The sequence below is a fragment of the Paenibacillus sp. 276b genome (genome assembly GCF_900107875.1).
GTDB lineage: Bacteria > Bacillota > Bacilli > Paenibacillales > Paenibacillaceae > Paenibacillus > Paenibacillus marchantiae.
Map to the genome: position 1 here is coordinate 267,781 of NZ_FNRR01000006.1, position 13,987 is coordinate 281,767.

The 13,987-nt window shown below is 46.4% G+C and carries 14 protein-coding genes; 5 read left to right on the forward strand and 9 right to left on the reverse strand.

Going from position 1 to position 13,987, the window contains the following annotated elements:
- Nucleotides 1-137: 137 nt before the first annotated feature.
- On the reverse strand, nt 138-1,937 hold the full coding sequence (locus tag BLV50_RS25230; protein ID WP_090810554.1) for a M3 family oligoendopeptidase: 1,800 nt from the start codon (nt 1,935-1,937) through the stop codon (nt 138-140).
- A 118-nt stretch (nt 1,938-2,055) separates the two neighbouring features.
- Between BLV50_RS25230 and BLV50_RS25235 the strand changes: the two genes are divergently transcribed.
- Together BLV50_RS25235 and BLV50_RS25240 are read left to right on the forward strand one after the other, a co-directional pair.
- Nucleotides 2,056-2,226: a YycC family protein gene (locus tag BLV50_RS25235; protein WP_090810556.1), complete on the forward strand. Its 171-nt coding sequence runs from the start codon at nt 2,056-2,058 to the stop codon at nt 2,224-2,226.
- A complete protein-coding gene (locus tag BLV50_RS25240) occupies nt 2,223-2,456 on the forward strand; it encodes a hypothetical protein (RefSeq protein WP_063566143.1) in 234 nt (77 codons plus the stop codon). Before BLV50_RS25235 ends, BLV50_RS25240 begins: the two co-directional genes overlap by 4 nt.
- 17 nt (nt 2,457-2,473) lie before the next feature.
- On the opposite strand, the gene BLV50_RS25245 is transcribed toward BLV50_RS25240, so the two are convergent.
- The gene (locus BLV50_RS25245) at nt 2,474-3,205 is read right to left on the reverse strand and encodes a DUF2225 domain-containing protein (RefSeq protein ID WP_063566144.1); all 732 of its coding nucleotides are present in this window, start codon (nt 3,203-3,205) and stop codon (nt 2,474-2,476) included.
- A 36-nt stretch (nt 3,206-3,241) separates the two neighbouring features.
- Nucleotides 3,242-3,619 (reverse strand): globin domain-containing protein, encoded by a 378-nt coding sequence (locus tag BLV50_RS25250; protein WP_024634405.1) that lies wholly within the window; start codon nt 3,617-3,619, stop codon nt 3,242-3,244.
- 562 nt (nt 3,620-4,181) lie between these two features.
- Here BLV50_RS25250 and ylbJ point away from each other — a divergent pair.
- Together ylbJ and BLV50_RS25260 are read left to right on the forward strand one after the other, a co-directional pair.
- Nucleotides 4,182-5,435, forward strand: coding sequence for a sporulation integral membrane protein YlbJ (gene ylbJ, locus BLV50_RS25255; protein WP_090810558.1), 1,254 nt, complete (start codon nt 4,182-4,184; stop codon nt 5,433-5,435).
- A gap of 104 nt (nt 5,436-5,539) precedes the next feature.
- On the forward strand, nt 5,540-6,343 hold the full coding sequence (locus BLV50_RS25260; RefSeq protein ID WP_024634403.1) for an NAD kinase: 804 nt from the start codon (nt 5,540-5,542) through the stop codon (nt 6,341-6,343).
- Between the two features lie 29 nt (nt 6,344-6,372).
- On the opposite strand, the gene BLV50_RS25265 is transcribed toward BLV50_RS25260, so the two are convergent.
- On the reverse strand, nt 6,373-6,774 hold the full coding sequence (locus BLV50_RS25265; RefSeq protein WP_240321485.1) for a YutD family protein: 402 nt from the start codon (nt 6,772-6,774) through the stop codon (nt 6,373-6,375).
- Entirely contained in the window at nt 6,771-7,670 is a 900-nt protein-coding gene (gene lipA / locus BLV50_RS25270) for a lipoyl synthase (protein ID WP_063566146.1), read from the reverse strand. The genes BLV50_RS25265 and lipA overlap by 4 nt, the downstream gene beginning before the upstream one ends.
- Nucleotides 7,671-7,873: 203 nt before the next feature.
- Between lipA and BLV50_RS25275 the strand changes: the two genes are divergently transcribed.
- Entirely contained in the window at nt 7,874-8,944 is a 1,071-nt protein-coding gene (locus BLV50_RS25275; RefSeq protein ID WP_063566147.1) for a M23 family metallopeptidase, read from the forward strand.
- A 122-nt stretch (nt 8,945-9,066) separates the two neighbouring features.
- On the opposite strand, the gene yunB is transcribed toward BLV50_RS25275, so the two are convergent.
- From yunB to zwf, 4 genes are all read right to left on the reverse strand, one after another.
- Nucleotides 9,067-9,942 (reverse strand): sporulation protein YunB, encoded by an 876-nt coding sequence (yunB, locus tag BLV50_RS25280; protein WP_063566148.1) that lies wholly within the window; start codon nt 9,940-9,942, stop codon nt 9,067-9,069.
- Nucleotides 9,943-10,148: 206 nt separating this feature from the next.
- Nucleotides 10,149-10,793, reverse strand: a complete 645-nt coding sequence (gene fsa / locus BLV50_RS25285; protein ID WP_024632668.1) for a fructose-6-phosphate aldolase — start codon at nt 10,791-10,793, stop codon at nt 10,149-10,151.
- Between the two features lie 87 nt (nt 10,794-10,880).
- Entirely contained in the window at nt 10,881-11,774 is an 894-nt protein-coding gene (gnd, locus tag BLV50_RS25290) for a phosphogluconate dehydrogenase (NAD(+)-dependent, decarboxylating) (protein ID WP_063566149.1), read from the reverse strand.
- 440 nt (nt 11,775-12,214) lie between these two features.
- Nucleotides 12,215-13,669 carry a glucose-6-phosphate dehydrogenase gene (zwf, locus tag BLV50_RS25295; RefSeq protein ID WP_090810560.1) on the reverse strand — a complete coding sequence of 485 codons (1,455 nt, stop codon included), beginning with the start codon at nt 13,667-13,669 and terminating at the stop codon, nt 12,215-12,217.
- Between the last annotated feature and the right edge of the window lie 318 nt (nt 13,670-13,987).

Below are 13,987 nucleotides of genomic sequence, written 5' to 3' on the forward strand. Positions count from 1 at the left end.
TTGCGTCCTTTTAGCGAGTTATTTCTCTCAATTGCGACAAAATATTTAGTCGGACCTTAACTTTAAAAAACACAAAAAGGGCCGCAAACCCGTATGCATTTACACAGGATTGCAGCCTCATTTCATATATAGGAATACTATTTTGCGGATTCTGTCATCTCAAGAAATTGATCAATATCGGCAATGACCAGGTTCGCGGCATTTTGCCAGAAACCAGGTTGTGTGAGATCTGTACCCAGATGTTTCTGAGCCAGTTCTTCTACCGTCATTCGGCCTGTATCTCGCAACAAATCATCGTATTTATCGGCAAATGCCGTGCCTTCCTCCTGCGCTCTAGCGTAGATGCCTGCACTGAACATATATCCGAACGTATACGGGAAATTGTAGAATGGTACACCTGTCAGATAGAAATGCAGCTTGGAAGCCCAGAAATGCGGATGATCAGATGCAAGCGCACCACAGAACGCTTCTTGCTGTGCTTCCACCATCAGTTTGGACAACTCATCTGCATTTACCAAACCTTGTTTGCGTTGCTCATAGAAGCGATTTTCGAACAGGAAACGAGCGTGAATATTCATGAAGAACGCAACGCTTCGTTGAATCTTGTCTTCGAGCAGAGCAAGCTTCTCTTGCTCATCCGTTGCTGCCTGAACCAGTGCATCAGCTACAATCAACTCAGCAAAGGTAGATGCCGTTTCTGCCACATTCATGGCGTAGCGTTGATTCAAAGCTGGCAGTTCTTCCATAATGTGCTGATGATATCCGTGACCAAGTTCATGGGCAAGTGTCGACACATTCGACGGCGTCCCAGAGAAGGTCATGAAAATACGTGTTGCTTTGCTGAGTGGCAAGGACGTACAGAATCCCCCTGGACGCTTGCCAGGACGGTCCTCTGCTTCGATCCAACGTTTCTCAAACGCCATCTCTGCAAATTTGGAAAGTTTGGGACTGAACTTGGCGAATTGATCAACAATATTGATGGCTGCCTCGTCATATGTGACTTTTCCACCCGACTTGCCTACGGGTGCATCAACGTCACTCCAACTGAGTTTCTCTACTCCAAGCAGTTTCGCCTTGCGCTCCAAATATCGAACCAACGCAGGTTTGGCACCGTTAATTACGTCCCACATCGTATCAAGCGTCTGACGCGACATCCGGTTGATCGCCAAAGGTTCCTTGAGAATATCATCCCAGCCGCGCTTCTCATACAATTTGAGACGGAAGCCTGCGAGATGGTTTAATGTATCTGCACAGAAGTCTTCGACATCGGTCCAGGCTTGTTCCCAATTGGCGAATACAGTTTCGCGTACATTCCGGTCACTGTCGCTCAGCTTGTTGGAAGCCTGGCCTGCGGACAGCATAACCGTTTCACCATTTTGCTCAAAGGGAATGTTAACCTTGCTCACAATGGTGTTATAGAATTTGCCCCAGCCATGGTAACCATCGACGCCCAAATCAAGCGCAAGACCTTCAAGCTCAGGAGACAGTTTCTCACGAGCTTGCGTGCGGCTCTCATTCAATGCAAAGGCAAGCGGCTGAATATCCTCCCGAGCAATCCATGCTTCCCATACAGAGTCTGTCGTTTGGCTAAGCGTATTATCGAATTGGGACTTGGTACTGTTCAACATCGCGCCAAGAGAACTCATGGTTCCCTGAAGCTGAACTGCTTTTTTATCATTTTGGTTTTGTGAAGAAAGACAGGACACAAATGCGGACCCTTCCGAAATTCGGATATAACAGCTCTGAAGCAGTTCAAGAATCGGATCAAATACATTCGTTTCTTCCAGCGACTTGGGTGCAGGTGTTTCTTTCAAAAGAGCTTGCAGCTTGCGTACATCCTGCTCCAGCTCAATCAAATACGCAGCGAACGACTCGGAGGCAGAACCTCCACTAAAAATGGACTCCAGATCCCAGACGGGTTGTAATGGTGTTTTCATTTAAATAAGGCACCTCTCTCAGTAGAATGGATAATTAACCTTGAATTAGAACTGGTTTTATAAGCGCTATATCTCTATACTAGAGAAATAGTTTAAGCTATTTTCAGGAGGTAATCGTATGAAACCTTTACAAGTCTCGGCTGACACAGCCGTCAAATTAGCAGAATCCCTGGGTGTTCCCCTCGAACATCTGATGCATATGCCGCAGCATATTCTGATGCAGAAAATCGCCGAGTTGGCCAAAGAAGAAGCGGCTAAACCTGCCTCTACGGAAGGCGATCAAGAATGATCCCCTTTGAGAACAGCTGGCCTTACGATATTGTAATGGGGGACATTTATGTACAGCAATGTCCGTACTGCCATGCAAACAATGTACTGCTGCCGCTCAAACCGAAGGAGCTTGTACGCATTCGCGAAGGCAAAAAGAAATTGCTGGTCTTTCCTTGTTGTAATGCCAGCATGACCGTGATCGACAACGATAGTGATTACCTGCTGTCCAGTCGTCCTGTCCGCAATTAGAGAACAACCGTCACTTATCAAATGGGGCTGCGTTTCGCAGCCTCTTTGTCTGCTTCAATCATTTCATCTGGCAATTCCAGCTTGCTCGAAATCATCTGTTCCCGCAGTAATGCCCACTGCTCTCGCGAAGCTCGAATCATGGCAGCATCGGTAATGCGCTTGTCATGAATAACCCTGCCGAACCATTTTACAGCCTCATGGAATCGACCTACCCTGCGGTTCAACTCTCCCAACAGATAAAGAAGCTTGGCTTCATTCCCGCCAGTACCTTCCCGTTCATAAACCTTTACATAAGCCTCAAGGCTAAATTCAAGAAAACGGTTTTCCTGGGTATGATCCTCCATGTACCGATACAGCCAGGCAATATGATGCAGCAGACCCGCAACGACACGATCTTTCTCCTGAATAACCTGCGCAACCAACAGTCCAAGCTTGTACGAATCCATCGCCTGTTCCAGTGTCCGTGCTCCGCTATAGTCTCGTTTCACCCAACGATTGCCGATCTGCTCTTTAAAAGCCTTTCGCTGTTTATCGTTTAATTGTTCTGTCGAATTCTCTGTCGAAGCAAATCCACACTCAGGACAAATTCGAACAACATAGAAATCCGGATTTTCCCGCTTGTAGTACGCACAAAAATCGGAATCCGTCCGATATGGCCGTTTTAAGCTTGGTCTTACGCGTGAGGTATCATACTCAGTCTCGCAATAATGACACTTCACCTTTACCTTATACAGAGGCTCTAATTCCACTCATTCCATCCCTCTCCCACAAGCTTGTAATCGGAACTAAGGTGTATTCACAAAATGATGTGCTGGCCCCGACAATCGCTGCAGGACGAAAGAATGCAACGGCTCTTCCACACCAACTTGTGTCAACGCCTGATCCATACATGCAAGCCAAGCTTCTGCCCGTTCAACTGTCACTTCAAAGTGCATATGGCGGGCACGCATCATCGGATGACCAAAAGCCTCGGAAAACAATGCAGGACCACCGAAGAACTGAGACAAAAACATGTATTGCTTGTCGATTACCGGCTGAATATTCTCCGGAAAAAGAGGTGCCAGCTTCTCATTCTGCTGAACAATCGGATAAAAAGCTTCGACCAGTGCACGAACGCCTGCCTCTCCACCAAGATTGTCGTAGATGCTTAAACTAGGATTCATTCCGCTTTTCCCTCCTTTCAGGTGTCGAATTTTGACATATATTACACTCCCATGCTTAATTATGAAAGGAGATTGAAGAACAAGGCCACGAACGCCTTTATCTTCATTCTATCAAAAAAATCCCAAAAGTCCTATATAACATGAAAGGATTATGGTCCCACATAGCCATGACTCATACAGGTCTATCTCGTGCTGAAGGCACAAAAAAAGCGCCAAACAAGAGGTTTGGCGCACCAGATATTTCATTAATAACTTCGCCAGTCCTCTTCTTCAGAGCGCACAAGCGAGGCACGTATAACATAAACAAAAGCACAAACCAGGATTCCGGTGACAAGACTCATAATCATCACTCCATCCGATTTAATTCCACCTTCAAGGTAATTAGGTGACGTTCAGGCGTTTTTATCATTTTAGCATACATCTCTTAAAAACACAGCCACTTTTGCAAGCGCTTTCTAAACATTAATTTGTACTGTTTGTCCGCTTTGTCTCATATATTGATGGCAAAAGCACCTGCGTTCTGCTGCACACTGACCATCCCAAAAATAAAGGAGAAGAATTCATGGCCGCTTCACAACGAATCACCCATGTCCTGATCCCACTTGCTCTCCTGATCCTGTGTGTGTTGATGGTGCTGTTTCCTGCGGAAACCTGGCATGCAGGTGTACGTGGACTATCCATTTGGTGGGACGTGCTGTTTCCCTCCCTTTTTCCCTTTCTGGTGCTCTCCGAGCTGCTTCTTGGCTTCGGCATTGTTCATTTTTTGGGTACACTCTTAAATCCATTGATGCGTCCGCTATTTCGCGTTCCCGGAAGCGGCGGCTTTGTGTTTGCCGTCAGTTGCGCCTCCGGTTATCCCACTGGAGCCAAATTGACTGCACAATTGTGGGAACAAAAATTGCTTACTCGGGAAGAAGGTGAACGCCTCGTTGCTTTCACCACATCATCCGATCCCATCTTCATGATTGGAGCCGTATCGGTCGGTTTTTTTCATAATGTAGCTATTGCTCCCATACTGGTCACATCACATTATGGTGCTGCATTTCTTGTGGGCCTGCTCATGCGGTTCCATGGCGGCATCTCCGCAAAGGATAAACAGCCGAACAACAACTCTCCCTCCGACTCTGAGGAGGTACACAAAAACAGACTGCTCCGAGCCATTTATGCCATGCACGAGGCAAGAAAGGCTGATGGACGGGCATTTGGTGAATTGCTGCGCCAGGCAGTCTCCTCATCCCTTCGCCTTATTATTATCGTAGGAGGGTTAGTTGTATTCTTCTCCGTTATGATGGAATTACTCGTTCAAACTGGATGGCTAGGCGGGTTATACGCCATTACGGAACAACTGCTTTTATATACAGGATTCCCCCCTGCCTTATCCCACAGCCTCGTAGGCGGATTATTTGAAGTCACTTTGGGAGCTAAAGAAGCAGGAGGGGCGGGCATATCCATTCCGCTCGTGTACAAAGCTGCTGCTGCTGCATTTGTCCTCTCCTGGGGAGGATTATCTGTTCATGCCCAGATTATGAGTGTCTTGAGCAGCACACCGATGAGATATGGCCCCTTTCTGTTTGCCAGAGCAATCCATGCTCTCATTGCACCCATACTTGTACTTTTGTTATGGATGCCGATGATGGGTGATTCGGAATGGCCTGTTTTGTTCCAAACCGGTGCCAAACCAGAATTATTTTCGTATACACTAGACTGGGGACAGATCTTTTTTTCGGGAGTAGGTGTACTTGGAGGCGTATTACTTTTCCTGCTGATACTTTCTCTACTAAGTCCCTTTTTCTTACCTCGACGTATAAAAAAATAAGCCCTCCTGTGCGTTTATATACAACTGAATATCAATCCAACGTTGTGTTCTTCCCTGGAATTGATTATCATCGGTAGTATAATGACCACAAAGGAGCTTTCATCTTGAGATACTATGTTCAAGACCGCGGAGACCAGTTATCGATTGATCTCAGTCAGCAGTTTCATGCGCTGGCAAAAGAGGAAGGGTTTAAGCTGGATGCAGAATCGCCGGAGATTGTCATCTCCATCGGAGGCGATGGTACGATGCTGCAAGCATTTCACAATTTCATCGACCGCATCCCGGACATTGCTTTTGTTGGGGTTCATACAGGCCATCTCGGCTTTTATGCCGATTGGAAGAAGGAAGAATTACGTGAATTGGTTCGATTGATGAGCGGCAAAGGCGACCCGGAACGACTCAAACCACGAATTGTGGAGTATCCACTGCTGGAGCTTGAGATTCGTAAAAAGTCGGGCAATACCTCTTATATCGCACTGAACGAATTTACGTTAAAAGGTGTAGACGGTACAGTCGTTGCTCAGGTCGACATTAATGACGTGACGTTTGAGATGTTCCGGGGAGACGGTATCTGTGTATCAACACCTTCAGGCAGTACGGCATACAACAAGGCGCTTGGCGGCGCTATGGTGCATCCCACAATCGAGGCTATTCAGATCGCCGAGATTGCTTCGATTAATAACCGCGTCTATCGGACGCTGGGTTCACCGGTTATTTTGCCCAAGCATCATCACTGTGATATCTTCTCACGCAAGGATCAGCGGTTGCTGCTTACCATTGACCACGTAAACGTTATGGTGGAAGATCTCATATCCGTACGCTGCCAGGTGGCCCGTCACAAGGTCAGTTTTGCCCGTTTCCGGCCCTATCCGTTTTGGAACAGAGTTCGCACAGCTTTTTTGGACTAAAATATACGCAACAAAAAAAGCGGTCCTTCTCAGGAACCGCTTTTTGCTTTGGCTTGAGGCTGATCTTTGCTCTTCTGAAGCACAAAGTACGCACATCCAAAGTTGCAATATTCATTGATATAGTCCACCATGCTGGAGATCGTGGAATCCTTCGTTGCTTTGGGATGGTTGTCCCGGTAAAAACCTTTCAACCGCAGCTGGCTGTAACCCCAGTCCCCAATAATGTAATCGTACCGCTCCAGCACTTCGCTGTAACGGTCACGGAAGACTTCAGGATTCCAGCCTTCTTTGTGGTTTTGTACGATTTCATAATTCTTTCCGCCGATTTGAACAATAACCGGTTCTTGGGGTTTGTCCTGAGCCGATTCTTGGGCTAATTCCTGAACCTGTTCTGTGCTATTATCTTCTTCCAATCCGGTATCCTCCATCATGCGTGTGTTGCCGCCTGTTCAGCATGTTTTGTAGCAGATTTTACCTGTTCGTGCGCACGGTAAGAACTACGTACCATCGGTGCAGATTCAACGTGGCTGAATCCACGCTTTAGTCCTTCCTGCTTCAATGCTGCGAACTCTTCTGGCGGATAGTACTTCTCCACAAACAGATGTTTCTCTGATGGCTGCAGGTATTGACCAATCGTCATAATATCACAATCCACAGCTCGCAAATCATCCATCGTTTGCAGAATTTCATGATATTCTTCCCCCACACCAAGCATGATGCTCGATTTCGTCGGGATATTTGGCTGCATTTCCTTGGCACGAGCAAGCAGTTCGAGTGAACGCTTGTATTTCGCCTTGGCACGGACTCTGTCCGATAGCCGCTCTACTGTCTCAATGTTATGATTCAAGATGTCCGGTTTGACATCCATCACAATCTGCAAGGAATCCCGGTCACCCAAAAAGTCCGGAATCAGCACTTCTACGCTACATAAAGGCAAACGACGACGAACGGCCTTCACCGTCTCCGCAAAGATCGTCGCTCCTCCATCCTTCAGGTCGTCACGCGCCACGCTCGTAATTACGCAGTGCTGCAGATTCATCTGTTCTGCCGCTTCTGCCACGCGTTCTGGTTCCTGCAAATCAAGTTCCGTTGGCAAGCCGGTATTTACCGCGCAAAAACGGCATGCCCGTGTGCAAATGTCGCCCAAAATCATAAAAGTAGCCGTCCGATTAGCCCAACATTCGTAAATATTCGGGCACCGTGCTTCCTCACATACTGTATGCAGCGTTTTGGAACGCATCATCGTTTTCATTTCCTGATAGTTATCGCCGGTTGTCAATTTGATCCGAATCCAGTCCGGTTTCGGTTCTTTAACACGTTTAGCCAATGCATAAACCTTCTTTCTACTGAAGTTAGGCTGTTGCTCGGAACATATTATACCATGAAAGCGCTGGAAAAACCCCCATTTGTCACATCTTGTGCATTCATGTCTTACATGGATAAAATGAAGACTTTTGAAGAACGCTAGGTTATAGCTTGGTTCATCGGGCACCATGTGCATCATCTCATTGGAAAGGGGGCTGCTTCCCTGTGCAAGATCGCTTTACATCGCGGTTAACTTATTCCTTTTGGATCAAAACATTACTTGCAGGCACACTGCTTCTCCCATTCTTGCCTGTTGATGTTTACGGTGAACCCACCGCCGCTGATTCCAAACCTCAGGCTGTAGAGCAAAAACCAGCGGACATTTTCGCATCGCGCCGACATCTATATGAAAGCATTGGTCAGATGACCCAAATTCCCTGGTACAGGCTCGCAGCGATTGATCAATATGAACGAACCATCTCGCGTGCTCATCCGAAAGATCGTAAACATCCGGAACGGCTGACCGGCATATTCATGACCTCCCCAGCCTGGAGAGGCTGGCTAAATCCGAATGAAACGGATCAACAACCGGGTTCCATTGTTTTTTTCAATGGATATGGTCGTGACGGTTCTGGTGATGGCGTAGCAGATGCCAATAATGACCTGGACGTACTTTACAGCATGGCTTCCATTGTTCAGAATTATGGGAACAAGCCGGAGGACTTCAACATCGCTCTGTGGGAATATTATCATAACTCCCGGGCTGTGCAGCGCATTCAGCAATTCGCGAAATTATATGAGCATTTTGACAGCCTTGATCTCTTTGGTCACGCCTTTCCCGTCCCTCTCGGAACCAACTATTCATATCGCAGCACCTGGGGAACCAAACGCAGTTGGGGTGGGTACCGTATTCATGAAGGCACAGATATTTTTGCACCGCATGGCCTGCCTGTGCGCAGTACCTGTTACGGTGTCGTGGAAATCAAAGGCTGGAATCCGTTTGGCGGCTGGCGTATCGGTATTCGTGATCTGAACAACCATTACCACTATTACGCTCATCTATCCGGCTTCGACAAAAACGCCCATATCGGCGAAGTGGTTACCCCTGGTCAGGTTTTGGGCTGGGTGGGCAGTTCAGGGTATGGAAAACCAGGTACACAAGGTAAGTTTCCTCCTCATCTGCACTATGGCATCTATCGTGATAGCGGACTGAATGAATGGTCGTTCGACCCTTACCCGAATCTGAAGCATTGGGAGCAGGAAGAACGCAAACAGAAGAAAGCCAAAAGCAAATGAGGCAAAATGAGGTTGGAATAAAGGATAAAAAGTATCTACTTAGTATTCAGATGAATTTTAATACAAAGCGGGACCTCTATCTTAGGGGCCCCGTTTTGTATTCGATATTTACCTTTGATTCATTAGTGGTTCACATCCACGTCAAGCTGTAATCCCTCATTGGGATCAGACAAATCCGGCTCAACCTCCAAACCATTTCCGTTCAAACCGTTTGCTGGAGCCTGTTGCTGATTGGGAGAGGTTGAATTAGGCGTTCCTCCATGACCACTCGAAACACCCGTCTGACCCGATGGAAGTGCGATCGCAGGTGCATTGCTTCCGTTGCTGCCTACCGGTTTGCCCTGATTATCGTAGTAGTACATCGGCACATCCCCGACCACCAATAGGTAAGATATCGGAATTTCCGTATCGACGGTCTCGGGTTCCATGTCAAAGGGCACCACTACCGCGACTTCGGCAATGATGTGAATGTACACTTCCACCAGAATCATGTTTATACCGGCGTTCTGCTGACGGGTGTTCAGATCCACCTTGACGGCACCCTGAGGCTCAATACGAACCGGTATACTTGGACCAAAGGATGCCAGTACCGGACTGCCCAACGCCTGCCCCAGCGGAATTTTTTCTTTTAACATATGCACATTCTGCAAAGTGGATTGCACGATGTTCATCGTACTCGCAGTGATCCGCATATGCTCGTCGTAATTCAGCATGAATCCGGACACTTTCCCAGCCGTATCGGTTTTCCAGTCAATCAATCCTTCGGTGGATTTGCCTTCGGAAACCTGCGCTGTAATCGCCTTGTTGATCGCTTCCGTTGCAATCTGCTTTACTCTGATTTTGGCCAGATGCATGATGGGTGGTTTCATTTTCTTATCCACATAGGCAAAACCCTGCATCAAACAAAACGCTGTTACCAATAAAATAATTAACCACATTTTGCGCCTGCCACTTGGCGGCTTGCGGCGTCTTCGGCTTCGCCATCGTCTTCTCATCATCGGGCGTCCCTCCCCTGCGGGATGAGCTATAGGCTATATACTATTCTTATGCACTGTTGTCCCGAAAAAGAAGGACAGCACCTGCTCGTACGGGGATATCATCACTTACAACTAAAAAAGCCTTCCACCAGCAGATTTTGTCTGCATGACGGAAGGCTTTTTAATGGAATATGGCTCTGAGGAATCAGATCCCTGTCCACATTTTATTATTTCGGAACGGACTCCCAATCTTTCAGGAAGCGCTCAATGCCGCTGTCCGTCAGCGGGTGTTTCCACAATGTTGGCAGGAGCGAACCCGGAATGGTCGCGATATGCGCACCAGAAAGAGCTGCATCCTCGACATGTTTGATATTACGGATGCTTGCTGCAATAATTTCGGAAGGCAAATCATACGTATCCAGAATGAGACGCAGATCGCGAATCAGCTTCATGCCATCCACCGCAATATCATCCAGACGGCCAACAAATGGACTGATGTATGTTGCGCCAGCTTTTGCCGCCATCAGACCCTGTGCTGCAGAGAAGATCAGCGTTACATTGGTTTTAATTCCTTTTTGGGTCAGTTCATGACAAGCATAGAGTCCATCTTCGGTCATCGGTAGTTTAATCACTACATTCGGTGCCCATTCTGCAATTTCATAAGCTTCCTTCAACATATCCTCGGCTTTAAGTCCGATAACTTCAGCACTGACCGGGCCTTTAACAACGCCACAGATCTCCTGAATCACTTCTTTAAATACGCGACCTTCTTTGGCAATCAAAGACGGGTTGGTCGTGACTCCATCCACCAGACCCAGACGTTCGATCCGTTTGATTTCTTCAACATTACCTGTATCTAAGAAAAATTTCATGATATGTTCCCTCCACTTGATGAATTTTGTAAACAGCTATACTCATCATTACCCGATTATCCGTATATGTTAACAGTTATATATGAATTAATTTTTTTCTACAGCGTGACCGCCAAATTCATTACGCAATGCTGCAACAACTTTACCTGTGAACGTGTCTGTTTCCAGGGAGCGGTAACGCATCAACAGGGACAACGCGATAACTGGCGTAGCAGTTTGCAGATCAAATGCTGTTTCAACTGTCCAACGTCCTTCACCGGAAGAATGCATAACCCCTTTGATTTCGTCCAGGTTAGCATCTTTGGAGAATGCACGCTCTGTCAATTCCATCAACCAAGAACGAATAACGGAACCGTTGTTCCATACGCGAGCAACTTGTTCGAAGTCGAAATCGAAGCCGCTTTTCTCCAATACGTCGAAGCCTTCACCGATGGAAGCCATCATACCGTACTCGATACCGTTGTGAACCATTTTCAGGAAGTGACCGCTACCTGCTTTACCTGCATACAGGTAACCATTTTCAACGGAAGTATCCTTGAACGCAGGCTCAACTACTGCCCAAGCTTCAGGATCGCCACCGATCATGTAACATGCGCCATTACGTGCGCCTTCCATACCGCCGGATGTACCAGCATCCATGTAGTGAATACCTTTAGGTTTCATTTCTTCGTAACGACGGATGGACTCTTTGTAGTGCGAGTTACCCGCTTCGATGATGATGTCGCCTTTGGACAACAGTGGGCTCACTTCAGCCAGTACAGCGTCAACCACGTTGTGAGGAACCATGATCCACAATACACGTGGGGATTCAAGAGAAGCGACCATTTCTGCATAAGAAGATACGCCTGCTGCGCCGTATTCTTTCATTTCATTAACAGCTTCAGCGTTAAGGTCAAAAGCAACCACTTCATGTTTGTGGTCAATCAGGTTTCTACCCAGGTTCAATCCCATTTTACCTAATCCAATAAGTCCAAGTTTCATTGCTAAGTTCCTCCTGTTATGAACATTTCTAATTTTTATCTGGCCAATTCCAAAATAAGTGCTTAACCTTGGCGCAGTAGCCGTTCCTGTTACGAATCGTTCTTTCGATCGCTGTTGTCTCCAAATTTCCTTGATTAATAATGTTTATGGTTAAAATATGGAGACAAAGGCGAGGCATATGCTTCCGAAGTAGCTTTCTTTCAGAAAGCTTTTAGCTTCGCTTCTTCAGAATCGATTTCGTCCCCTACACTACTCGCGCGTAATTGTTACGAACTGATTTAGATTGAGCCAACTAATCTATATCAAAAATTTTCACGGCCTTCCGGGTATTACCGGAAGGACTTATGCAAAATTGGAACGGTGTAATTCATAAAAATTTGTATATTATCGAGCAAATAGATAGTAGTGTTCTCTTCTCTGATGCTGCTCTTACAATACTTTTACCACCAACGGTAGCCGTTCTCTGCAATCAGACGATCTGCTGACTCCGGTCCTTGCGAACCTGCGCTGTACGTATCGAGTGGCACACTGCCCTCCTGGAATGCTTCCAAGATCGGCTGTACCCATTGCCAAGCCAGTTCAACTTCGTTCCAGTGAGCAAAGAATGTAGAATCTCCACGCATCGCGTCAAAGATCAGGTTTTCATAAGCTTCCGGAATGTTGCGTTCACCTGAGTTGAAGCTCATATGCATAGGTTCCACTTCGCCTTGGTTGAGTGGGTTTTTCGCATTTAATTGAAGCGAGATGCTTTCTTTCGGACCAATTTCAATCGTCAGCAAGTTAGGCTCTGTTGTATTTTCGGATTCATGACCTGTTTTCAGTGGAGCCTTGAATTCAACAACAATTCTGGTTGATTTCTCAGCCAGGCGTTTGCCTGTACGAATATAAAATGGAACTTCACTCCAGAATGGATCATCGATCCACAGTCTCGCCGCAACATATGTTTCATTCTGAGAACCAGCTGGAATGTCAGGCTCGTCCAGATATCCAACAACAGAAGTACCTTGCAGTTCGCCTGCTCCATATTGGGCACGAACGACTTCGGAAGCGATATTCTCTTTCGTCAATGGACGAAGAGCTTCAGCGATCTTCTGCTTTTTGAATTGAATTTCTTCTGGTGTGCAGCGTTTTGGCAAATGCAAACCAATCATCATCAGCAACTGAAGCATATGGTTTTGGAACATATCACGAAGGGCACCGCTTTGGTCATAATACGCGGCACGCTCTTCGACACCAACCGTTTCACTTGCTGTAATCTGTACATTTGCAATGTAACGATTGGACCACAAAGCCTGAATGACCGGATTCGCGTAAGTGAGGGTTTCAATATTTTGAACCATCGGTTTACCAAGGAAATGGTCAATACGGTAAATTTCTTCTTCCGCAAAAGTATTGCTCAATTTTTCGTTCAGATCACGAGCAGATTGCAAATCGTGTCCGAATGGTTTTTCGATGATGAGTTTCTTCCAGCCTTTGGCGTTACCCAAGCCGCTTTCTTGAATGTTCAGTGCGATTGGCTCAAAGAATTCCGGTGCAACCGACATGTAGAACATGCGATTCTCGGGAATATTGAGCTCTTGTTCACGTTTCTGAACCAGTTCCAGCAATTTGGTGTAATCTTCAAGCTTCGTATTATTTAAAGAACAATAACGGAAAGCACCAATAAAGTCGCGAACCTGAGCTTCTTCTTCCGGTGTTTGACGGGAGAAGGTATGCAATGACTTTTCGACATTCGCCTGGAAGTCAGCATCCGACAATTCACGCCGTCCAAGACCAATAACGGAGAAGGATTTCGGCATTTTCGAATCAATGTACAAATTATATAATGCAGGGTAAATCTTACGTTTGGCTAAATCGCCTGTTGCCCCGAAGAGGACAAATGTCATTGCGTCCATTGGAGTGCCTCCTGTGATCTGTGCAGTATAGTATATGATGATACAAAATGTTCAAATCCAAGCATGACAAAAGACGGAATTAGTGGGGGAGTTCCCCGCCTTACCTCCGCTTGTGTATCTGACCTGAATTAAACATGGAACATTCCTTCTCTCCACAACCTTAATCAAGGTTATAAATTGTAACCAATTGAATTGACGTTACCCATCTTACACCTGTCGTCACAATTCGTCAACAATCGTGTCCAACCTGTGAACACCAGTGTTTATAGGGTTTTTATTTAATGTTAACGCTTTATGTGGTAACATTAAGAACAATTG